This window comes from Bacillus sp. 05T22, assembly GCF_056396765.1.
The window spans coordinates 16,209-36,606 of the sequence record NZ_JBFTMC010000048.1 but is presented as its reverse complement, the minus strand read 5'-3'; the positions used below and the strand labels follow the sequence as shown (position 1 = coordinate 36,606).

Here is a 20,398-nt window from a genome sequence, read left to right as displayed (position 1 = left end):
TTTTTTACAAGTTCTTTTTGTTTCACTACAAAAATAAAAGTATACATTTTAAATCTATTGATAATAATATACAAAATTATGGATATTATAGCCGTTTTTCCCTATACTTAACTATAAAGGAGTGAACATGAATGAAATTTAAGATTAAACAAAATCCTATTCATATGATGATATTTCTATTAACTATTTTCATTTTTATTGCTATGCTTTTCATACAAGGCACTAATAATATTTACCTAAGTTGTATGATTTTGTTAAACATAATCAATTTTTTATTTATTTACAGATCCACTTATAAAATTACTGACAAATCATTAATTATCAAATATTATTTTACAAATACTGAAATACCTTTTGAAGATATCCAGCATATCAAATACCATGGAAAATCATTGAACTCAAAAAATTGGTCAAGACAACGATTAGAAATTATGTATGGATTATTTAATACTTTAACAGTATGTGTACCAAAAAAAGAAGAAGAATTCATTAATTTATTAACAAATAAATGCCCTAACATAAAAATAATAGACAAACCCATTAATCAATAAAAATAATGGCTTGTCTATTATTTTTATATTAAATCTAGAAAATCATGAATGTAAACTTTTTAATATTTGTTTACTTTCACTTCAAAGCGTAACACCACACATCCATCAACTTAATATTTTGAAGTACCCCCAAAAAAAAATKTCATCTCACCACAGTTATCTATAAAAATTCAGTTCATTTTTTTGTTTTAGGAAACAATTAATTTCCAATACATGTCTTAATGCGAAAATGTGATATTTCGTGACCTTACCCTCCATATGCAATATTTCATATGATATAAGCTAGTTTTATTGCTATAATGGAATAGGTAAACTCTACAGCATTTTTCGATGTACGGAAAAGCTAATGAAAATGAAAGTTTCAGTAGGTAAAAAGGGAAAAGAATGTTTATCATTCTTTTCCCTCTTTGTCTTTTCGTGCACCTCACATATCTATCGTAAGGGAGTACTTGTATACGATTATTTACTACATTCCTTTTCTTCATATCTCTTTACAACCCGATAAAATGTCGGACTTGTCATATTACATCTTCTCATCGCTTCTAATGCTGAAATGTCACCTTTTTTCCACTCCTCATAAGCAACAATAAATTCATCTGTAATTTTTGTTTTAGGTCTTCCTAAATGTTTTCCTTGTTTTTTGGCTAACTCAATTCCTTCACGTTGACGAGTTTTTATCTTTGTTCGTTCTTCTTCAGCAAGCCAGGACAAAATTTGTAACACAAGATCGGTAATAAAGTTTTCTAAACTAAGCTGCACTTTCGGAAAAGAAAACGAGGAGAATCACAGATGAGATATTTAAAAGGAAAACAATACAAAAAAGATATTATTTTAGTAGCTGTCGGCTACTACTGCCGTTTTTCTCTAAGCTATCGTGATGTATCTGAAATCTTAAAAGAACGTGGTGTTTCAGTTCATCCTACAACCATCATGCGCTGGGTTCATGAATATGGTAACTTGATCTATCAAATATGGAAGAAGAAAAAGAAGCACGTACACTTATCTTGGAAACTAGATGAAACCTATATAAAAGTCAAAGGAAAATGGTTACGTTGTTATTAATGATAAAGGAGATGTTGTGACAGTTGTTCCTGCAAAGAAAAAACAATAAAAACTATTGTATTCTAGCATTATAACTATAACATTTTGGTGCAGAAAGTAGGTTGGAAAATTGGATATTAAATATGATAAATATGAGTTATTAGAAATATTTGAGAGTGAACCTGAAGATTTTATTATTCCTGGTGCTGCAGTATATAAATATAGTAAAGTGGATGATTTAGGATTTGAGTTAGTAATGATTATGTCAGTCTATGAAAATACTGTTCATTTAAAAATGCTCTATAAAGACAGACGTATATTTGATACTAATATGGAGTCTGTAGAACGAGTCTATTCTTATAATGATACGCTTCATATTCAATGTACAGAAGAAAAAAAGGCAATTGAAGTGAGATTCAAGCCTCACTTTGCAATTAATATTAGAGAATTCTAATCACAAAACCGTAGGACTTATCAATTCCTACGGTTTTTATTATTGAATATTTTTCCAAAGTGGTCCCTCATACCCTGAATCGTTTCCGTACCCCTATTACGATTTATTAGTAATTTTTCCTGTTTCTGTTGATAAATATAAAAACACTGCCTAGCACACTTAATGAAAGAACAAAATATAACAATAAATCAGGTAGAAATTCTGAAGAAACAATATCTATCGATTGAAAAACAATAATGGCAATGATACCTAAATATAGGATGTTGTACAACACATTATTTGTTTTATATTGAATTTCTCTCCCTCTTTCGTCGTTTCCTTCATCACTTGATTGAAATTTTATTACATACATCTGACTGATGAATAATAAAACAAATAAGAAAATTTTTAACCACAACATATGTATCACTCCTCCTGATAATCGAACACGTCAGTTATTGGCTTTTCAAATGCATTTGCGATTTTAATGGCAAGAATTAGAGAAGGGTTATATTTATTCTTTTCAAGAGTAGCGATAGTTTGTCGACTAACACCCACCCTTTTTGCCAGTTCTTCTTGAGTCCAACCTTTTTCTGCTCGACAAACTACAATTTTATTATGTAACAATAGCAACACCTCTTGAAAAGATTGTAATTTATTTCTTACAATTCGTAAAGTATTTTTGACAAAATATTTTTTACAATTAAAAATACGCACAAAAAATATACCTTTATACAAAGGGGCAAAGCTTCGCATCTTTTTTATAAACATCGCAACTTTATTTTAAATCCACAACACCCCTTTTAAGGGGGCCTTTGTTCCATCCGTAAAAGTATACTTTTATAGACATATCAAGTGTTCTTTACGTCTTTGAATACGTAGTAATGAAAAATGAACCAAAAGGTGTACCTTTACGAACGAAAAAAGCTCCTTCCACGATTGGTGAAAGGAGTTGTCATATTTTGAAAGGGTATTTTAATTTTAATATATATGGTAAAAAACTTGTATTGATAAAGTATACCTTTAGGAACAAAATAAAAAGAAGAATCAATATTGATTCTTCTTCTTAAAGTTTTTTATGTTACGATATGGGATATATAGGTGAAATAAGGTTCAATTAACAATTAGAGCATTATTGTTAAATTTATGGATAAAAAAGGGTTACCCAAATGTTTGTTTCACTGACTTTTAGATCGTACCCTTTTACATTTAAAATGTAATTTTGAGCCCTATAATGCGTTTTATTTCAAATTCCTATATTTAGTTGTAGTAAGTTGTTATCCTTCTACGTGAAATATTCTAATTTTGCATTTGGAAAAAACTTCTTCATATAGGCATACAGATAAGTTTTTAGATCCTCTTCTTCTTCTTTTTGGTAAATATATTTTCCAATTCCATATTTCCCCCATTTATATCTTCTTTTCTCTTCATCTAATTCTAATTTTGTCATGGGATAGTTTTTTTCAATCACTCTCTTAGCAGGCTTTGTAAAACGATGTTGAATAAATTCAAACGTGATATCATCCCGTGCATCAAGGGGTAATTCGGCATCAAGACGTTCAAACATATGATAGTATCCATCCTGCCAACCTTCATGAAGATAAATTGGAGCTACAATGAATCCGAGTGGATACCCTGCTCTTGCTACTTTTCCTGCTGCCTCAATCCGTTTAGCTAGGGGAGAGGTACCTGGCTCAAAATTTTTAATAACATAATCAGCATTTACACTAAACCGAAATCTTGTTTTTCCGTTATGTTTTGCATCAAGTAAATGATCAACATGATGAAATTTCGTAACAAATCTTAGTTTTCCATAATCGGACTTTCCGAAATGTTCAATTGCACGCTTAAGGGTATGAGTTAAATGATCAATCCCTACAATATCGGATGTACAGGAGGCTTCAAACCTTGTCAGTTCAGGTGCACGTGTTTCTATATATTTGTCGGCAGCTTCTAGAATTTCGTCGACATTTACATAGGTGCGGATATAAGGCTTACTTCCCATCGTTGTTTGTAGATAGCAATAATGACAATGCCCCATACAGCCTGTTGCGAAGGGAATAGCATACTCTGCTGAAGGCTTTGATGTATCAAACTTTAGTGTTTTTCTAATACCGACGACAAGAGTAGATTTTGCTACACGGTACTTTTGAAAATCGTTTTCTCCTGGAAGATCTCTCACTTGATTATGGGAAGTGGTATATCGAATCTCGACATCCATATTTGCAAATTTTTCTTGAAGCTCTCTTCCTAATGGATAATCTAATGCTTTGGGTTCAAAGTATACAAGCTTGGGTATAAATGGACTATTCATTCTAATATCCCCTCTGAAGCATCTCCATAATAGTAATTGTAGGCTTGGTTTGCCTCTTCTTCTGAAGAATAAACAGCCATCTCATTTGATAGTGGATAATAAGTTTCATAAAGAAATAAAGCTAATTCATTTGGATTCACAGGGTTATTTACAACTGCTGCTGCTTGTATATTTGCAACATCCTGGGTGTGGGGATTTCGGTAAAAAACATAGACAATATCTCCAGCATTATAAGTTTTACTTTCGTTAGAAAATTCCATTTCATCACCTTTTCTTTTTATAAAATCTACAGAAAAAAGTTATTCATTACTAAAATTTTGTCTTTAGTGCGTAAATTTATGTTTTCTTTATTATGGAAAAGTTAAATGTACTAATAATATTTTTTAAAAACTAATCAGTACAAATAGTTTTCTAACAATTTAATAGGACTTCGCATATTGATTCGAATCACTTGCTCCGCCATAGAAGATAGGGTACAAGGTATATTATTTTCTAACCACCAAGAGATAACACCAATATAAGCTGCATAAATATAACTTACTATTATTTCCTAAATCATCTCACATATTTTCTAGAAAGGATGACATACTATGTATGTGCTATTACATTAATAGTTCAATTTATTGTTCATTCAATTGGCAGATAATACATGTGTTTATCTTCCAAATTCTTTTCATAAGCTTTTTATTTTTTAAAACTTTAGTGTTTGGAGGTTATAAAAATGAATTTTCCATATTCTAAAAAAGAAGAGAATAGCAATTCTAAAAACTTAAAATCTAATACTTTACAAACCGGTCTTCAACCAGTGGAGCAAGCAATGAATGGATTGTACGGAATGCCAGAAACTGATATTGAAGACAAAGAACATCAAGAAAACGGAAGCTTGAAGAATACTTAGCATTTCAATATTAATTTTATTTTGAATACATATTTCTTTTCCAATAAAAAATCAAGGGGAATCAAAATTCCCTTGGTTTTTTCAATTGTATTATGTTATGAAGCTTTAGGATTTTGCTCACACAAATGATCTGCATATCAAAGATGAATTGATGTGCTGAGCAAGTCCCTTTAGCATTATGAAGGGACTTTTTTAAGTTTATACATACTTGAGGTTCCGCCACATCAACATCAAGTTAAAAAATTGGTTATTTTGAGAAGTTAGCTCATTTTTTTGTTTTGGGGGTGTTTACTTTTCTTAAGTTGATTGGCATGGGCTGAATCCTTATCATAAGAGTTCTCTTTTTGATTCTAAAAATTCACACAATATTCAAATATCATCCCTAAAAATGTTAATATCTGTTATATAATAAAGGTGTCCTAGTAGTCTTAAGACATAGTGATCCCTAGTTTTTCTGATAAGATAGTTTGTTTTGCCCTTCAGTTTACATTATCTTAAAAAGAACTTGTATTTTTTACAAGTTCTTTTTGTTTCACTACAAAAATGAAAGTAAACTTTGAAATAAAAGTTTACTTTCGGTTTTTAAACATTTATAACTAATTTTGTAATAAATTTCTCAATATAGATATAGCTGCTATATATAGTTTTTATATCAAAAATTTAAAAAAATATAATATTATAAGAATTAAGATGGTTTTTGCCTTTTTTTCTCCTTGTGYTAAAGATAWGATYGTGTTCCCCAATCTTATCTTTTTATTTGTAGATTTTTGATACCAAAAAAGGAATCCTTATAATATAATAAGGATTCTGCAACAGGAAATAACAAAAATGTAAATAATAAAAAGAATTACTTATATTATATTACATATAGTATATAATATTGGGAAATTTCCACATAAATCCAGTATGCATTATGTAGAAATTGTAGAAATGGCTTGTTTATAGACCAATTGTTGCTTGCCATGAACCAGCATAAGGACAGAAAATCTATCTATTGCAATTGAATTCATCTCAAGAAATTAACTGGCGGCCCCTCATACCCAGAATCGTTTCCGTACCACATCCATCAACTTAAGAATTTTATAACGCTCCCCAAAACAAAAAATTGTACATTTTCACCTGGAGATGCCAATTTTCTCGTTTTGGGTATTTGCCTTTCTTAGCTTGATAGCGATGGGGTGCTACCCCTAGTAAGAGTTTCTTATATAAAAATCCCTACAAATGTTGTAGGGATTTATGTCTGAGCAAGTTTGTTACATTCTATTAAATATTAAAAAAAGCTTGTTTTATCCAACTGCATTCATGAGTACAATTCTCCAACCATCCGGATCTTCTATCGTCGTTCCCTTCTCTATCCAATACGGATTTTCCAGCTCAACTTCATGATAGCCCATTTTATTTAACCGATTCGTTATTTTTTCAATTTCATCTTTATTAGGCATATAAAAAACTAGTAAATTATCTTTTGTCGGCGCAGGACATGGACTTCCATTAACATGCCTTGTGAACTCTAAATGATACTCTTCATCAGGTAATCCAAACATGACCCCGTCGTATCCTTCATGATTTTGAAACTCCCCTATACGGTTTAAACCCAATCCTGTTTCATAAAAACCTATAACTTCTTCAAATTTATCTGTTGGTCTTGCAAATCTAAACTGAACCCAATTCTTCATGCAATTCCCTCCTTTTAAATTTAAAAAGCCTTACAATAGCTATTATATGTTAGAGATATCCAGATTAAAATCCATCATTCAGGGGAGAGCTATTTAAGATGAAAGACGTATAAATTAATAAACAGTAGGACTTTGGTATGAATTTTATTGGAATTTGATTATATGAATATGGACTTAAAGGTATAGATTAACTCGCTACAATTTTCTTTTTTTGATGTGGTGCCCCATACCCATCAAAAAAAGAAAAATAAACGCCTCCCAAACGAGAAAATGAGCTGACTTTTTAAAGTAACTACCTGCAGAGAAAGAAAATTTTCATTTAGGGGGTATATTAAAACCTTAGCTTTATGGCGATGTGACGGCACCTCATATAGTCGTTTGACAACTTTACATATTTAAATAATTTTCGTTAGCGGAAGTTATTTAAGATTCTAACTTTTTCTTTCTTGTATGTAATTCAGTAATATATCTCGCTCTTTTTCAAATAGCATTTTAAGTTTACATAATATAATTATGGTTTATTATATTGTTTATCTAAATAGCACGTTCGCTCTTCACTTGTTAAAAACTGAAACCATCTCTGCCTAAACTTAATTCGCGCTGCATCTGCGTATACATGTGCTTCTATTCTCAAAGCTTCCGGAATTGGTCTTGGTTGTTGACTTTCTACTACCACTTAATCTTCTTGAAGAACTTTCAAACTATACCGGCTAAAATATGTAGGAACGGAATTTTTCCCGCAAAATTTCTACCTGCTAATCCAAAATTTATTGTTTCTTCTTCATCGTATGTACATTTATAGTGTGAAAATTCAAACTTTAATAGACACAAATAAAAGAAGAAACCTATATTGTTTCTCCTTTTCCATAAAATATTCTATTTTATAACCAAATTATATTATGAGAGTTTGTTTAATAGTTGATTCAAATCTTGCTTTGTTTTCGTCGCTAATGATTTTATTCGTTTCACATCTATTTTTTCTTTTTCAGCTGCAACAATTAAAGGATACATGCTTTGTCCAATTGTTTTATAATCAGTTGGATGAGTCGCTTCTAACTCTTTTTCGATTACATCCCATTTTTCATTTATTTGCTTCCCTAGTTTATTCACTGTATCTAACTTAGGGTTTGCAGCTAATTGTTTATCCAAACTGTCAATAAGTTGCGCAACTGCTTTCACATTCGTTTTCACAGCCACGCCTTTATTTGTATCCTTATTTGTATCTTTCGTTGCAGTTTTTCCATTAGTAGCCTGGTCTGTTGTTTTTGTACTTGTTTCTTTTTCTTTCGTTTTCTCATTTGTTGTTTTCGCACTACTCTCAGTTCCAGATGATTCTTTGGAATTCTTTTGATCTTTCTCTGTTTTTTCGTTAGTAGATGTGTTTGTTTCTTTCTCATCGTTTTTCATTGTAGATGTTTCATCAGCATTCGTTGTTTTCGCTTCTTCCTGCGCGTTCGTTTGTTCCTTTTTCACTTGATCTTTTTCTGTGGAGGTATTACAAGCTGTAATGGAGAGCATTGTACCAATTGCTAGTGATGCAATTGTTATTTTTTTCATTTTCATAAAAAGCCTCCTATATTTACATTTTTATCCTCCCCTTTACGATTCTATTTATCCATAAAAATCCCTTTTTGTTCTAACCATCATCTTTCCGACAGGAATCTTCATATTTATACGACACTTAACTATGAATCTAATTTTAAAATCCGCGTTTTTTCTACTCTATATAACATGCTTTATACGATACTTTCTCCAATAAAAATCGGAGGATGTATTGACCTATAAAGAACCACAAAAAATAACCCATATATTTACAATTGTGTTTTCACTATCAGAAGTCCCCATTTTCTGACAATACATTTATTTTACACAGAAAATAAATTCATAAAATATTTCTCACTTCGTATTATTTCTCAATATTTTTGTTTACATAATATAATTATAGATTATTAATAAAATCCACCATTCGAATGAATGACCTGTCCTGTTATCCATTTTGCTTCTTCACTTACTAAAAACGGTATTAAACGTGCTACATCCACCGACTCTCCTATTCTTCCAGCAGGAAATCTGGTTACTAAATGTTGTTGCATTTCTTCTGTCATCCACCCTGTATTGGTTGGTCCTGGATCAACAGCGTTTACAGTAATCCCCTTCTTCATTGCAACTGGTGCTACTGAAGTAGTAAAAGCTTCAATCGCTCCTTTCGTTGCTATATAAGCAAGTTCATTCGGCATTGGTCCAAGCGATTGTCCAGAGGTAAGATTGACAATACTTCCACTCGTTTCAAACGTATAATTTTTAATAAATAATGTACTTAATAGCATCGTAGCGCGCACATTTACCGTATAATGTCTATCTAACTGTTCTACATCTAACCCTTCAACATTTGTATCTGTAGAATACGCAGCATTGTTAATCAGAATAGACGGTTCTCCTAATCGTTCTGATACCATATATAATAAACGGTTAGGGGAATAAGACTGCGCTAAATTCACCTCAGCCATTTCACAGAGAACGCCATAATTTTCAATTTCTCTTTTCAATAAAAATGGTTCTTCATCATTCATACTCCATGGCATTGCCTTATCATACCTAGGCCAGTACGTGAAAAAAATATCAATGCCATTTTGAGCAAGTGCCTTACAAATCGCTGCCCCAATTCCATTTAAACGTGTCGCTCCTGTAACAATTGCTATTTTCGTCACTTGTTTCTCCCCCTATTTTGCAAAGTAAAATATACCTTCTAGTAAATTAAAATCATGCGTAATATTCCTTACAAATAAATCCCCTGCATGAATACAGAGGATTTATCGTTTTTTATTTAATATTTGCTAGAATGCGCTCTGCTCCTAATTGTAAACTGCGTGTTACTATTACATTTATAATAGTAAATACGATTAATAGAATGCTAAACATTCCCCACATACCGATTCCAAAGAAGTAGTATAATCCAACAACCCCGCCTACGATTACTAGATCCATCGCAATATTTGCAAGGAAATTCCACAGAGTTGTATACCTGCTTTTAAACAACTTCTGCTCTGAATCCCAATGTATATCCGCCGTTTGAGCGTCCCAACGTGTACCGATTAAATTCGTTAACCAAAGGCCATTTGCACTTAGTAAAAACCATAACAACATAAAGAGTGGTGAAACACCGGAAACAATTGTCATGATAAGACCAAACACAGCTAAAATTGTTATATTTATAAGCCATGCTGTAAAGACTTTTGCAAAAAATATATCTGCTGCCTTTACTGGTAAATAACGATTAACAAACCACGAGCTTCCATCCCTTGAAAAAGACGTTGTAGCAATGACATTACTTCCCATTAAGAATAGTCCTGCACAAAAACCTATGCCAAGAGCTAGACCAGACCATTCTGGCTCTTTTATAAATTTTGTTAACCACTTTAAGTTTCCCTCTTGTACGAAAAGAATAAAGAATAACATAATTGGCATCACGAAAGTTTGCACAATACAATTTATAAAAAATTGTGGTGTTCGGAATAAAATTTTGAACTCTTTTTTTACATAAGCCTTTATATGTGAACTTTGTACAGTCGATTTTTTTAAGTTCTCTGCTGAGATAGCCTCTTTTTTTGCAGTACTCGTCGAAAGTCCGATAACTCCTTTTAAATATGTACGCTGCGCAACATAGAAGAACAACCCAAAAAACGCTAAGGAAATCGCTGCAAAAATCACAACGTATATAATTCCTTTCCAAGAGGCATTTTCTATTAATCCCATTGCACCAAAGTATGTTGTTGGAAAATAATTTGTCATTTGAACGAACAGAGACGATTGGTTATCAGCAAAGTAATTTGCAACCATATCCCCTGATACTGCACTTTTGTTTCTCCACTGAATAAATACATTAATACCTACGACGAATAATAGAGTTAATATTCCGATAAATATATTACTGCGATCTTTATTCTTGGCTATATTTGTATAACGCATAATAACTGTCATTAAGAGTGATGCGAGTACTAATGGAATAACAGGGAAAAATATGTAAATTAATAGTGCATATACATAGTATGTAATAAATGCACCACTTTGCAAACCGTAAACAATAAAGAGTGGAAATAAAATAAAAGATCCCATTACATATTGTGTAATTAATACCGTAATGAATTTCGCCGTAATAATTTGTGATGGTTGTAGTGGTAAAGGTAATAGGGTTTCAACATCATTATTATAATAAAATACAGTTAAAATATTCGTAATACTAATTACAAATACCCATATGCTCGCAACAGCTAATCCCATTCCGATTATCGATGTTTCCTGACCAATTGATTTCATTCCAACATACATTCCATATGTAAGTGGACCAATAAATATAAATCCAGCAAATAGTAGGGCTAAAAATGAAAATGCATACGCCCACCTTTTCTTTTTATCCGTTATAATTTCTGCATAATTTAATTTCAATAATACTTTTGTTAATGTCCAAATTTTATTCATTTCCAGTCATCTCCAAGAACATTTTCTCAAGTGATTCATTGGATTTAAAATGATCTCTCATTTCATTTAAATTTCCTTGGAACTGCAAATTCCCCTTATTAATGATAGCTACGCGATCGCATAATTTCTCAGCTACTTCTAATACGTGTGTAGAGAAAAACACCGTTTTCCCTTTATCTGCATGCTCTCTCATCATCTGTTTTAAAATATATGCTGATTTGGGATCCAGTCCTGTCATCGGTTCATCTAAAATCCATACATCTGGATCATGAAGAAGAACACCGATAATAATAATTTTCTGTCTCATTCCGTGTGAATAGCTCTGAATTTGGTCAGACAAGGCATTATAAAGATCAAATCTCTCTGCTAAAAATTGAATTTTTTCCTGTCTAATTGCATTCGGCACCTCATACATATCAGCCATAAAATTCAAATACTCTATCCCTTTTAATCGCAGAAACATATCTGGACTATCCGGAACATAACCAAATGTTTTCTTTGCCTCCATAGGCTCTTTCATCACATCTTTTCCGTTGATCGAAATTGTTCCTTTATCTATTGCATGAATACCTGTTACCATCTTAATTGTTGTTGATTTCCCAGCACCGTTCGGCCCTAAAAATCCAAAAATTTCTCCACTAGGTACTGTTAAACTTAAATCTTTCACAGCATAGGAAGAACCATTATAACTTTTTGATACATTTACAATCTCAATCATTTTATCCAATCCTTTCCTCATTTACCAATAAACTATATCCCTATTATAGCATATTTTTATTTTTAGATTTTTGTATTTTTTTAGATTAAATATACTCTCACAAAATCTTTTTATAACTTATCTGTGCATTCAGAAAAAGGAATTCACTATTATTCCTATAGTAAGTATATATATTCATTTTGATTTTCCGACATGTAAATCACGGCTATGAAAATAAAAAGGAATCCCCACTCATTTTCTCCATTTGGTTTCACATGGCATGGGGCTAAAAAGACACTGACCGCTTCTATGCAAAGGCGGACGCTCTCTCCCACCTAAAAGGAAAGTTTTATATCGATGTTTCAATCTATATATAGTTCCTTAACCATTAAAATATATATATAAACCTAGACCAACAATTAAAACAACTGCTAACAAAAGGTAAATCATTGTAAGCCTTGTAATATTCCCTTTCGTTGATTTACTATAATTTTCATCTCCATTTTTCCCGACTACTATTGTTCCAACAACAATTACTGCCACAATCAATAAAACAATTAACATCCACTTAATCATGTGTTCCATTTCCCCCTTCCTCTTGCAACTATTTTATAATATTTTTACTATTTATAACTTTTAAATATTAACATTTTTCTGAACTTTAATTATATATATTATTCACTTTTCATTTACCTATTTGTTTTACTTATTCTTACGTTTGGATTCTCTATTTATTTGTACAACAAACCAATTGATGAAATGGAAGATGCGCCATGGCATTCACARCAAAAATAAAAGAATACCACGCCCATTCACATATGACCCCAGACGATTTAGCAAAGCTTATTGGTGTTCGACGCGAAACCATTAGTCATTTGGAAAAGAGAAAATATACCCCTTCTTTACAATTGGCTTATGATATTGCAAAAGCATTGAACGCTTCTATTGAGAAAATATTCATTTTTGATGAAGTATAGTAAATCCCCCTCTCTACTATGACGTAGAAAGCGGGATTTTTGTGAAATTTGCACCTATTGTTGAGAATAGCCCAGTGTAGCTAAAAGAATTCATTAAAAAACCCTTAGTTCCCCGTCTTTCCTACAATCCTTATAATATCGGTTAAATCACGAATTTCATATGTTGGTTTAATGCCTATATTATTTTCCTTGCAACACGGGTTGAACCAGCACGTATCAATCCCGTAATTTATTCCTCCTTGAATATCGGAAGTTAACGAGTCACCGATAATTAATACGCTCTCTTTATCTGTAATCTGCAGCTTTGAAAATGCATAATCAAAAATCCCTCGCACTGGTTTTTGAAATCCCGCCTCTTCCGAAATGATAATATGCTCAAAAGTATCACAGAGAGGCGACCCCTTGATTCTAGATTTCTGCACATCTGTGAACCCATTCGTGATAATAGCTAACCGACAATCAGCAAGCGTATTACACAAGTCTACAGCTCCTGATACCATATGTATTTCCGTCCCTAAATAGCCAAGATATATACTGTTGAATATATCAGCATTTATTTCAAGCTTATGAGCTAGAAATAATCTCCTAAATCTCTCCACTCCCAATTCAGATAAAGTTAGAATCCCCTGCTCTAAATCCCTCCATAATACTCTGTTAATCTCTTTATAGCTGTCTTCATAATCCACCAATCCCGTAGGTAATCCGAAATCTACAAACGTTTTATTTAATGCCTTTTTTTCAGACATACTAAAATCAAATAATGTATCATCCACATCGAATAAGATAACTTTATATTTCATAGGTACCTCCATTACTCACTACTGCTCTAGTTTGAATATATATTTCAATTTCTGTTCATAATCAGAACGTCTATAAACCTACCTATATTTTTTCTCTCTCTTCTACTACATGTTGTGTAGCTGACCCTGGATTTCCCCTTCGAAATTCAGTTCTTTTAATACAGCTTTGTTCATTTATTCTGTCTCATTCTTCATTTAATAAAAATCTTATATTATATACATAATACAGGATTTCCCATCAAAACAATTTACATGTTACTTCTCTTCTAGTAACAATGTTTTCATATTTTCTAGTTGTTCTTTTGTAAAGCCAAGTCCTTTTTCAGCATAGATTTCAATACTGCCAAATTTATGGGTAATTTCATCAATTGCTGCCTGTAAATACTCTGCACGAGCTTCAAACATAGCCCCTAATATCTCTTTACTTTCCTCATTTTGTAACTTTGCACCTAAAAAGGCCATCATTTTTTGATTTAACTTTTCACGGAATCCGTTACTTAATAAATAATCTTGCATCACCGTTTTTTCTGGGACACCAAGAAGAAGTAATAATAAAGCAGAACCAAACCCTGTTCGATCTTTACCAGCTGTACAATGATTAACTAGCGGTAAATTTTCCGGATCTTGAACTAGCTGTAGAAAGCGTACAAATGCTTCATTACCCTCTACAAAGCCTTTATTCATTTCCACTAAATATTCACCTGGTTTTCCAAGCATCGATAAATCTCCGACTTGGAAAAACTCATTAATATTTAAATCTTTTGCTATATCTTGCATGACTGGTAAACAAACTTGACGAACACCAGTGATACTTGGGTTTGGTTTATGCTTTACTTCAAAATCTGTTCGGTAATCACATACTAGTTTTAAGCCAGACTGTTGTAAATAAGCAATATCCCATTCTGTTAATCCTGCTAATTCCTCTGAACGATATAAATTGCCCCACTTTACTTTGTGGCCATCACTTGTTTCATAACCACCTAAATCACGGAAATTAAATGCTCCTTGTAGTGATAACCTACGTTCAGCTACAGTAACTACTTGTCCATTACTTGCTACTAATCGAAAATAAGGACGTGCTTTAGGGCTTGGATCTTCTAYCGTACAAGAAGATGCTTTTGATACTCTTAATAAAAATTGTCCATTTTCCTCAATCTTTTCTGATGAAGTACTCCAATAAATAGCAACTTCCTCTACTTCATCTTCCCATAATATATGTAACTTATTATCTAGATTTCGTTCTACACTTGCTTGTAACCAGCTTTTATGTTGTTTCATAATTTCACCAATGCTTTCTCTATATAATCCGTTAAATCAAGCAATACTCTATTCTATTGTATTACAAATATACTAGTTCTGTCGTGACTATATTTATGACACTCCCTTGTCTTTCTTAGAAATTAAGAAAAGATTTCTTGTACTTTTAAGAATGTTGTAGTTGGAATACCACGAAATACATAGGCAATCTGCTCGTCACCTAAATCTTGATATACGACTGTGCCACGCTGAGGATGTGTATAAAATTCTAGTCCATTTATCATTTGCATTGAACTGTAGTTTTTAATCCATGAAGATGCTGGATAGTAATTACGCTTCACATGGCGACACGCCCAAAGTGCATATAGTTGTTCTTTTACATCCCAGTACACATATTGCATTTCATTATTTCCTAAACCAATAGATTCGATTCGCCAAGAATTTGAGACTGTAATTGGTAAAGAGTTATATTGTATTTCATTTGGTGAAAACCACTTACTACATCTGCTTATTTCACCACCATTTGGTACTCTTGCTTGAAAACTTAATTGATGAAACGGTTTATTGATTTGTTTTTTTGCCTTCTCTAAATCTAATGGTTGCAAACCTTCCAAGAACTTTTCCATTTCTTGTTGTTGCACAAACCCTTCATCAATCGAAATTTCAATCTGCGTTTTCCATTTAGATATGGCATAACTAACTTTCCCTTTATCATTCAGCCCCCTCCAATATACAAGACCATTATACTGAAAGCATTCACCTTGTGCTTGATACATACAACTATCAGGAAATGTTGGCTCCATAATATCTAGAAAAAACTCTTTTACTCGAAATACTCCTGTTCGTGTAAAAACTTGAAACCGAAGTGTTTCCCATTTCTCTCCTTCCCTGCGCTCCGATACATTTTCAATATGCCATCCATCAAATAGCACAACTGGGTATAGCGTAATTATATGTTTAAGTTTTTGTTTTAACATAATAGCCCCCTCCTTCTTGACTACTTCGGGAGATGTTATTATTTATCCTTGCATGAGCAGGATTGTCTGCGAATATATAGAATACTAGGAAGCAAGGTGTTATTAAGGCCAGAGGAGGGACATCCTTGGATATCGTTACATTGCAACAACAACTCGATCTCATTCAACAAAATGACTATACGCAGATTCAGAACATCGATCTGAATGAGTTAAGTTCTCATATGATTGGGCATATTGGAACGACCGATAGCTATGTACGTGATCAATTAATATATAAATGCTTTGCACATTTTATTCAAAATGAATTCCTATCTCATGATAACTTGGAGACTTTGTTAACAACCTGTCTAGGCGATGATTACTTATATCAAGAAATCTCCTCTCCAAATACAGATGATGTTTTTACTCGTTCCTATACCACTTTATTAATAGGATTAATTATACAGTTCGATAATTCTCACTCATTCTTATCACAAGAAACCGTGCAAAAAGTAAAAGAAAAGCTTATTACATATATGAATCTTGAAACAGATTATCGTGGATATGTACAAGATAAAGGCTGGGCTCATAGTGTTGCCCATGCAGCCGATGCCTTTAACGAACTCGTGCACAGCGCACATATTAGCTGTTCCTGTTATGAAGAAATTGCGCATTGCATATTAAATAAAATTTTCATTTACTCTGCCTTATATCATAATAATGAAGATGAAAGAATTGTAACCCCCCTCCTATCTATGCTTTATTATGATTTCTCAAGAGAGCAACTTTTTTCAATTATTTATAAAAAAATAAAACGTTTACCACAATTCAAAAAAAGGCTCTCTTGTCATGAATACTGTATATTATGCGCAAATTTAAAAACTTTTTTACGAACCTTATTTTTCAGAACAAAAATAGACCCAAACCTTTCTTCTGTAGCAAATCGAGCAGAAAAAATGTTAAGAGAATTACATAAGTATTGCTAATTCTAAAGGAGAAAAGAAAATGGGATATATCGAAGACATGCGGAAGCTCGTAGGTAATCACCCGCTTATACTAATTGGTTCACACGTTATTATTGTAAATGAGAAAAATGAGATATTACTTCAACTCCGCACTGATTTTAATATGTGGGGCATTATTGGTGGTGCTCTTGAATATGGAGAAACATTAGAAGAAGCTGCAAACCGAGAAGTATTGGAAGAAACAGGACTTATCATAAAAGATTTAGAACTCTTTCACACCTTTTCAGGACCAAACTTGTTTCAAGTATATCCAAACGGCGATCAAGTATATGGTGTCATGGTTGTTTATATTTGCCGTAATTATGAAGGTGATTTGCAATGTGACCCTAATGAATCAAAAGAATTACGTTTTTTCCCATTGCATACACTCCCACATAATATTGGCGCTGTACCTAAAATGATTATTGATCAATTTCAACAATCATATGCAGCGAAAACAGAAAAATAAGGGAACGCTTATCGTTCCCTCTCATATCCAATCCGCTTTTTAATTTCAGCTAAATTCACCTTCGCGATTTCTCTCGCACGCTTCGCACCTTTTTCTAAAGCTTCATACAATAAGTGAGGCTCATTCATATATCTCTCATACTTCTCTCTCGGTTCTTCTAATTCACGGTTTACAACGTAAAATAGTTCTTTCTTCACTTCCCCCCATCCAATACCTTCTCTATATCGCTCTTGCATACTTCGTATTTCTTCCTCTGTTGCAAATTCCTTATATATCATAAATAATGTCTCAGGTTCTTTCGGTTCATGAGGTAGTGAAGAATCTGTTTTAATTTTAAAAATTAACTTTTTAAGCTTTTCAGGTTCTGCAAATAGCGGAATCACATTCCCATAACTTTTACTCATCTTTCGTCCATCAAGCCCTGGTAAAATGGCTCCTTCTTCTTGGATAATATACTCTGGAAGCCTAAAGGTCTCTCCAAATGTATGATTAAAATACGTCGCAATATCCCGAGCGATTTCAATGTGTTGAATTTGATCTTTTCCAACAGGCACATGACTAGATTGAAATAACAATATATCTGCAGCCATTAAAATTGGATACGTATACAATCCCATATTGACACCTGTATCAATATCAACACCTATTTCTTTATTTTGTTCTATCTTTGCTTTATACGCATGAGCTCGATTCATAAGGCCTTTTGGAGTCAGACAAGCTAAAATCCATGCTAGTTCTAAAATTCCCGGAACTTCAGTTTGTCGATAAAAGATAACTTCTTCTCCAAGCCCTAATGATAACCACGTTGCAGCTACCTCTTTTGTATAATCACGAAAAAGCTTAGGATCTTGTACAGCGTTTAATGCATGGTAATCCGCTATAAAATACAGTGCTTTCCCTTCTTGTTTTTTAGACATGTTTAATGCAGGTTTAATCGCCCCGATATAATTTCCTAAATGCGGGTGGCCAGTTGGCTTAATCCCTGTTAACATTATTTTCTCACTCACACTAGCTCCTCCTTTCCAAAATAAAAGAGCCCCTCATCCTAGAAAAGGACGAGAGACTCCCGCGGTACCACCTTTATTAGCTATAGTCATAGCTCACTTGATGCTTCTTTAACGCGAAGCAAATCGTCTTAGCCTACTCATTTCAGCTAGAAGCTCCCGAGCCCATTCCATATTTATCCCCTACTGATTCCCACCAACCATCAGCTCTCTGTGAAGTTCTAAATATGTACTCTTCTCTATCATCACTTTTTGTTTATTTCTTACATTTTATCACATTTATTTTTCTTACAAACATAAATATTCTGTTTTCTGAAGAAGGAATTTTACCTTTTTTTGTTTAATTATATATAGGTTTGCAGAAAAGGATTCTACAACTTTGGAGGAATTATCATGGTAAAATATATTTCGAAAAACCAGATTTCAAAAAATCCCCTTGCCTACATTATGCTTATGAATCTGGAAAAACTGGTGGTACAACACTTGCAGTCTTAAATGCAGCTAATGAAATTGCAGATGCACTATATTTTAAAAATGAAATTTCATTTTTTGATATTGAAAAAACAATTTATTCTACACTCTAGGCACATCACAACATTGCAAATCCAGATTTAGAAACAGTATTAGACGCCGATCGTTGAGCTCGTGAATATGCAAACGAATTATTAATTAGAAAATGAAAAAAGAGCTAAAACAGAATGCGTCTGTTTTAGCTCTTTTTTTACGTGTTCAATTTAATAAATCTATAGCCATGTGTAACAAGTACCTTTAAAATCGCATATCCAGGAATCGCTAAAATGATACCCATCATCCCAAATAGATTTCCTGCTGTTAAAATAATAAAAATGATTGTAATTGGATGAATATCTAATTTTTTCCCCATTACTTGTGGTGAAATAAACTTTCCTTCTGCCAATTGAACAACCATCATAACAATGATTACCTTTAAGACCATTGCTGGCGAGTCAATAAAAGCAATAATTAAAGCAGGTGTAATTGCAATAATCGGCCCTACATACGGTACAACGTTTACAATCATCGCTAAAACTGCAAGTAACACGGCATATTTAATCCCAATAATTAAATAACCAATTAACAACATAATACCAATAAATAGGCTAACAATAATTTGCCCTCTAATATATGAGCTGATGGCGTAATGCATATCATCTAATATAAGCTTAGCTGAAGATCGTCTTTGTTCTGGAATAAATCTCAAAAAGTATCTTGGTAATTGTTCACCGTCTTTTAAGAGATAGAACAATATAAAAGGAACCATTACAAATGTAAGAACTACTTCTGTAAGTGTACTTAAGAACCCAGTTACATTCCCTGTCACTGATGATAGTGAATTTGTAAAATTTATTGTAGAATCTTTTACAATACTACCTACATCAATATTTAAGCTATCTTGAACCTTTCCAATTATATTACTTTCTCCAAATCTACGTGCTGCCCTTTCAATTTCATGACCGAAATATGGCAAGTTATCTATTAATGCATTTACTTGATCTTTAATAATCGGAATAACTGTTACAACAAGAAAAACAAACAACCCGGTTACAAGTATGTATATAGAAGCAATGGAAATGATTCTAGAAACACCTTTTCTTTCTAAAAGCGAAACAAATGGATGTAAAATATAAAATAGTACACCAGCTAACAACACTGGAAAAAAGATTGTTTTTAAAAAGACAATGAACGGTGTAAATACAAACGAAATTTTTGTTAGTAATAATATATTCACAAATAGTAAGGCAAATCCAAGTAGCACCGCTAAATAATTTTGCTCTTTAAAAAACTTTTTCAGTTTATCTCTCTTTCGTAAATTTATTTTCTCCAAAT

Annotated in this window: 22 protein-coding genes, 5 pseudogenes and 1 other annotated feature; of the genes and pseudogenes, 9 read left to right on the top strand and 18 right to left on the bottom strand. The window is 32.5% G+C overall.

Translation table 11 applies throughout. The features are described from left to right. Positions 1 to 131 precede the first annotated feature (131 nt). Positions 132 to 551 carry a PH domain-containing protein gene (locus tag AC1DIT_RS15480; protein ID WP_016115443.1) on the top strand — a complete coding sequence of 140 codons (420 nt, stop codon included), beginning with the start codon at positions 132 to 134 and terminating at the stop codon, positions 549 to 551. A 459-nt stretch (positions 552 to 1,010) separates the two neighbouring features. Here the strand turns inward: AC1DIT_RS15480 and AC1DIT_RS15475 are convergent. Next, positions 1,011 to 1,301 (bottom strand): annotated as a pseudogene (locus AC1DIT_RS15475) (recombinase family protein); the annotation flags it as partial. A 39-nt stretch (positions 1,302 to 1,340) separates the two neighbouring features. Here AC1DIT_RS15475 and AC1DIT_RS15470 point away from each other — a divergent pair. Both AC1DIT_RS15470 and AC1DIT_RS15465 read left to right on the top strand, forming a co-directional pair. Then, a pseudogene (locus AC1DIT_RS15470) lies at positions 1,341 to 1,610 on the top strand (IS6 family transposase); the annotation flags it as partial. Between the two features lie 112 nt (positions 1,611 to 1,722). Beyond that, a complete protein-coding gene (locus AC1DIT_RS15465) occupies positions 1,723 to 2,046 on the top strand; it encodes a hypothetical protein (protein ID WP_016133095.1) in 324 nt (107 codons plus the stop codon). Between the two features lie 106 nt (positions 2,047 to 2,152). On the opposite strand, the gene AC1DIT_RS15460 is transcribed toward AC1DIT_RS15465, so the two are convergent. The 4 genes from AC1DIT_RS15460 to AC1DIT_RS15445 all read right to left on the bottom strand — a co-directional run bounded on the left by AC1DIT_RS15460 (position 2,153) and on the right by AC1DIT_RS15445 (position 4,599). Continuing rightward, positions 2,153 to 2,446 (bottom strand): hypothetical protein, encoded by a 294-nt coding sequence (locus AC1DIT_RS15460; protein ID WP_016115447.1) that lies wholly within the window; start codon positions 2,444 to 2,446, stop codon positions 2,153 to 2,155. Positions 2,447 to 2,451: 5 nt separating this feature from the next. After that, positions 2,452 to 2,652 (bottom strand): helix-turn-helix transcriptional regulator, encoded by a 201-nt coding sequence (locus AC1DIT_RS15455; RefSeq protein WP_016115448.1) that lies wholly within the window; start codon positions 2,650 to 2,652, stop codon positions 2,452 to 2,454. 658 nt (positions 2,653 to 3,310) lie between these two features. Beyond that, positions 3,311 to 4,339 carry a spore photoproduct lyase gene (splB, locus tag AC1DIT_RS15450; protein WP_016115449.1) on the bottom strand — a complete coding sequence of 343 codons (1,029 nt, stop codon included), beginning with the start codon at positions 4,337 to 4,339 and terminating at the stop codon, positions 3,311 to 3,313. Further along, on the bottom strand, positions 4,336 to 4,599 hold the full coding sequence (locus AC1DIT_RS15445) for a transcriptional regulator SplA (RefSeq protein ID WP_016115450.1): 264 nt from the start codon (positions 4,597 to 4,599) through the stop codon (positions 4,336 to 4,338). The genes splB and AC1DIT_RS15445 overlap by 4 nt, the downstream gene beginning before the upstream one ends. Before the next feature lie 461 nt (positions 4,600 to 5,060). Between AC1DIT_RS15445 and AC1DIT_RS15440 the strand changes: the two genes are divergently transcribed. Then, complete coding sequence (locus AC1DIT_RS15440; protein WP_016115451.1) at positions 5,061 to 5,237, top strand: DUF4021 family protein; 177 nt, start codon at positions 5,061 to 5,063, stop codon at positions 5,235 to 5,237. Positions 5,238 to 6,148: 911 nt separating this feature from the next. On the opposite strand, the pseudogene AC1DIT_RS15435 reads toward AC1DIT_RS15440, so the two are convergent. The 8 genes and pseudogenes from AC1DIT_RS15435 to AC1DIT_RS15400 form a co-directional block, all read right to left on the bottom strand. Then, positions 6,149 to 6,238, bottom strand: a pseudogene (locus tag AC1DIT_RS15435) (RNA chaperone Hfq); the annotation flags it as partial. A gap of 285 nt (positions 6,239 to 6,523) precedes the next feature. Next, a complete protein-coding gene (locus tag AC1DIT_RS15430) occupies positions 6,524 to 6,913 on the bottom strand; it encodes a VOC family protein (RefSeq protein WP_016115452.1) in 390 nt (129 codons plus the stop codon). 511 nt (positions 6,914 to 7,424) lie between these two features. After that, positions 7,425 to 7,589 (bottom strand): hypothetical protein, encoded by a 165-nt coding sequence (locus tag AC1DIT_RS15425; RefSeq protein WP_170927968.1) that lies wholly within the window; start codon positions 7,587 to 7,589, stop codon positions 7,425 to 7,427. A gap of 221 nt (positions 7,590 to 7,810) precedes the next feature. After that, positions 7,811 to 8,476, bottom strand: a complete 666-nt coding sequence (locus AC1DIT_RS15420) for a hypothetical protein (RefSeq protein ID WP_016115453.1) — start codon at positions 8,474 to 8,476, stop codon at positions 7,811 to 7,813. A gap of 386 nt (positions 8,477 to 8,862) precedes the next feature. Next, positions 8,863 to 9,621, bottom strand: a complete 759-nt coding sequence (locus tag AC1DIT_RS15415) for an SDR family oxidoreductase (protein ID WP_016115454.1) — start codon at positions 9,619 to 9,621, stop codon at positions 8,863 to 8,865. A 112-nt stretch (positions 9,622 to 9,733) separates the two neighbouring features. After that, positions 9,734 to 11,389 (bottom strand): putative ABC transporter permease subunit, encoded by a 1,656-nt coding sequence (locus AC1DIT_RS15410; RefSeq protein WP_016133096.1) that lies wholly within the window; start codon positions 11,387 to 11,389, stop codon positions 9,734 to 9,736. After that, on the bottom strand, positions 11,382 to 12,107 hold the full coding sequence (locus AC1DIT_RS15405; RefSeq protein WP_016115456.1) for an ABC transporter ATP-binding protein: 726 nt from the start codon (positions 12,105 to 12,107) through the stop codon (positions 11,382 to 11,384). The genes AC1DIT_RS15410 and AC1DIT_RS15405 overlap by 8 nt, the downstream gene beginning before the upstream one ends. Positions 12,108 to 12,467: 360 nt before the next feature. Further along, positions 12,468 to 12,662: a hypothetical protein gene (locus AC1DIT_RS15400; protein ID WP_033671327.1), complete on the bottom strand. Its 195-nt coding sequence runs from the start codon at positions 12,660 to 12,662 to the stop codon at positions 12,468 to 12,470. Positions 12,663 to 12,779: 117 nt separating this feature from the next. Between AC1DIT_RS15400 and AC1DIT_RS15395 the strand changes: the two are divergent. Continuing rightward, a pseudogene (locus AC1DIT_RS15395) lies at positions 12,780 to 12,881 on the top strand (DUF3796 domain-containing protein); the annotation flags it as partial. After that, entirely contained in the window at positions 12,860 to 13,063 is a 204-nt protein-coding gene (locus tag AC1DIT_RS15390; protein WP_476998273.1) for a helix-turn-helix transcriptional regulator, read from the top strand. The pseudogene AC1DIT_RS15395 and the gene AC1DIT_RS15390, both read left to right, overlap by 22 nt. A gap of 104 nt (positions 13,064 to 13,167) precedes the next feature. Here AC1DIT_RS15390 and AC1DIT_RS15385 read toward each other — a convergent pair whose 3' ends face one another. From AC1DIT_RS15385 to AC1DIT_RS15375, 3 genes are all read right to left on the bottom strand, one after another. Next, entirely contained in the window at positions 13,168 to 13,863 is a 696-nt protein-coding gene (locus tag AC1DIT_RS15385) for a YjjG family noncanonical pyrimidine nucleotidase (RefSeq protein WP_016115459.1), read from the bottom strand. Between the two features lie 255 nt (positions 13,864 to 14,118). Beyond that, positions 14,119 to 15,141 carry a tyrosine-protein phosphatase gene (locus AC1DIT_RS15380; protein ID WP_476998272.1) on the bottom strand — a complete coding sequence of 341 codons (1,023 nt, stop codon included), beginning with the start codon at positions 15,139 to 15,141 and terminating at the stop codon, positions 14,119 to 14,121. 122 nt (positions 15,142 to 15,263) lie between these two features. Continuing rightward, positions 15,264 to 16,097, bottom strand: a complete 834-nt coding sequence (locus AC1DIT_RS15375; RefSeq protein WP_016133097.1) for a hypothetical protein — start codon at positions 16,095 to 16,097, stop codon at positions 15,264 to 15,266. A 125-nt stretch (positions 16,098 to 16,222) separates the two neighbouring features. On the opposite strand from AC1DIT_RS15375, the gene AC1DIT_RS15370 reads away from it, so the two are divergent. Then, on the top strand, positions 16,223 to 17,062 hold the full coding sequence (locus tag AC1DIT_RS15370) for a DUF2785 domain-containing protein (RefSeq protein ID WP_016115462.1): 840 nt from the start codon (positions 16,223 to 16,225) through the stop codon (positions 17,060 to 17,062). Between the two features lie 19 nt (positions 17,063 to 17,081). Next, positions 17,082 to 17,549: an NUDIX hydrolase gene (locus AC1DIT_RS15365; protein WP_016115463.1), complete on the top strand. Its 468-nt coding sequence runs from the start codon at positions 17,082 to 17,084 to the stop codon at positions 17,547 to 17,549. Positions 17,550 to 17,557: 8 nt separating this feature from the next. On the opposite strand, the gene AC1DIT_RS15360 is transcribed toward AC1DIT_RS15365, so the two are convergent. Continuing rightward, entirely contained in the window at positions 17,558 to 18,556 is a 999-nt protein-coding gene (locus AC1DIT_RS15360) for a tryptophan--tRNA ligase (protein ID WP_016115464.1), read from the bottom strand. A gap of 41 nt (positions 18,557 to 18,597) precedes the next feature. Continuing rightward, positions 18,598 to 18,808, bottom strand: a binding site (T-box leader). Between the two features lie 140 nt (positions 18,809 to 18,948). Between AC1DIT_RS15360 and AC1DIT_RS15355 the strand changes: the two are divergent. After that, positions 18,949 to 19,194, top strand: a pseudogene (locus AC1DIT_RS15355) (1-deoxy-D-xylulose 5-phosphate reductoisomerase); the annotation flags it as partial. An 80-nt stretch (positions 19,195 to 19,274) separates the two neighbouring features. On the opposite strand, the gene AC1DIT_RS15350 reads toward AC1DIT_RS15355, so the two are convergent. Further along, a complete protein-coding gene (locus AC1DIT_RS15350; protein ID WP_016115465.1) occupies positions 19,275 to 20,396 on the bottom strand; it encodes an AI-2E family transporter in 1,122 nt (373 codons plus the stop codon). Positions 20,397 to 20,398: the final 2 nt, after the last annotated feature.

Excerpts from the sequence above, each read along its gene's own strand:
- AC1DIT_RS15480 (WP_016115443.1), top strand. The coding sequence starts at position 132 with ATGAAATTTAAGATTAAACAAAATCCTATTCATATGATGATATTTCTA.
- AC1DIT_RS15460 (WP_016115447.1), bottom strand. The coding sequence starts at position 2,446 with ATGTTGTGGTTAAAAATTTTCTTATTTGTTTTATTATTCATCAGTCAG.
- splB (WP_016115449.1), bottom strand. The coding sequence starts at position 4,339 with ATGAATAGTCCATTTATACCCAAGCTTGTATACTTTGAACCCAAAGCA.
- AC1DIT_RS15445 (WP_016115450.1), bottom strand. The coding sequence starts at position 4,599 with ATGGAATTTTCTAACGAAAGTAAAACTTATAATGCTGGAGATATTGTC.
- AC1DIT_RS15440 (WP_016115451.1), top strand. The coding sequence starts at position 5,061 with ATGAATTTTCCATATTCTAAAAAAGAAGAGAATAGCAATTCTAAAAAC.
- AC1DIT_RS15430 (WP_016115452.1), bottom strand. The coding sequence starts at position 6,913 with ATGAAGAATTGGGTTCAGTTTAGATTTGCAAGACCAACAGATAAATTT.
- AC1DIT_RS15420 (WP_016115453.1), bottom strand. The coding sequence starts at position 8,476 with ATGAAAATGAAAAAAATAACAATTGCATCACTAGCAATTGGTACAATG.
- AC1DIT_RS15410 (WP_016133096.1), bottom strand. The coding sequence starts at position 11,389 with ATGAATAAAATTTGGACATTAACAAAAGTATTATTGAAATTAAATTAT.
- AC1DIT_RS15405 (WP_016115456.1), bottom strand. The coding sequence starts at position 12,107 with ATGATTGAGATTGTAAATGTATCAAAAAGTTATAATGGTTCTTCCTAT.
- AC1DIT_RS15400 (WP_033671327.1), bottom strand. The coding sequence starts at position 12,662 with ATGATTAAGTGGATGTTAATTGTTTTATTGATTGTGGCAGTAATTGTT.
- AC1DIT_RS15385 (WP_016115459.1), bottom strand. The coding sequence starts at position 13,863 with ATGAAATATAAAGTTATCTTATTCGATGTGGATGATACATTATTTGAT.
- AC1DIT_RS15375 (WP_016133097.1), bottom strand. The coding sequence starts at position 16,097 with ATGTTAAAACAAAAACTTAAACATATAATTACGCTATACCCAGTTGTG.
- AC1DIT_RS15365 (WP_016115463.1), top strand. The coding sequence starts at position 17,082 with ATGGGATATATCGAAGACATGCGGAAGCTCGTAGGTAATCACCCGCTT.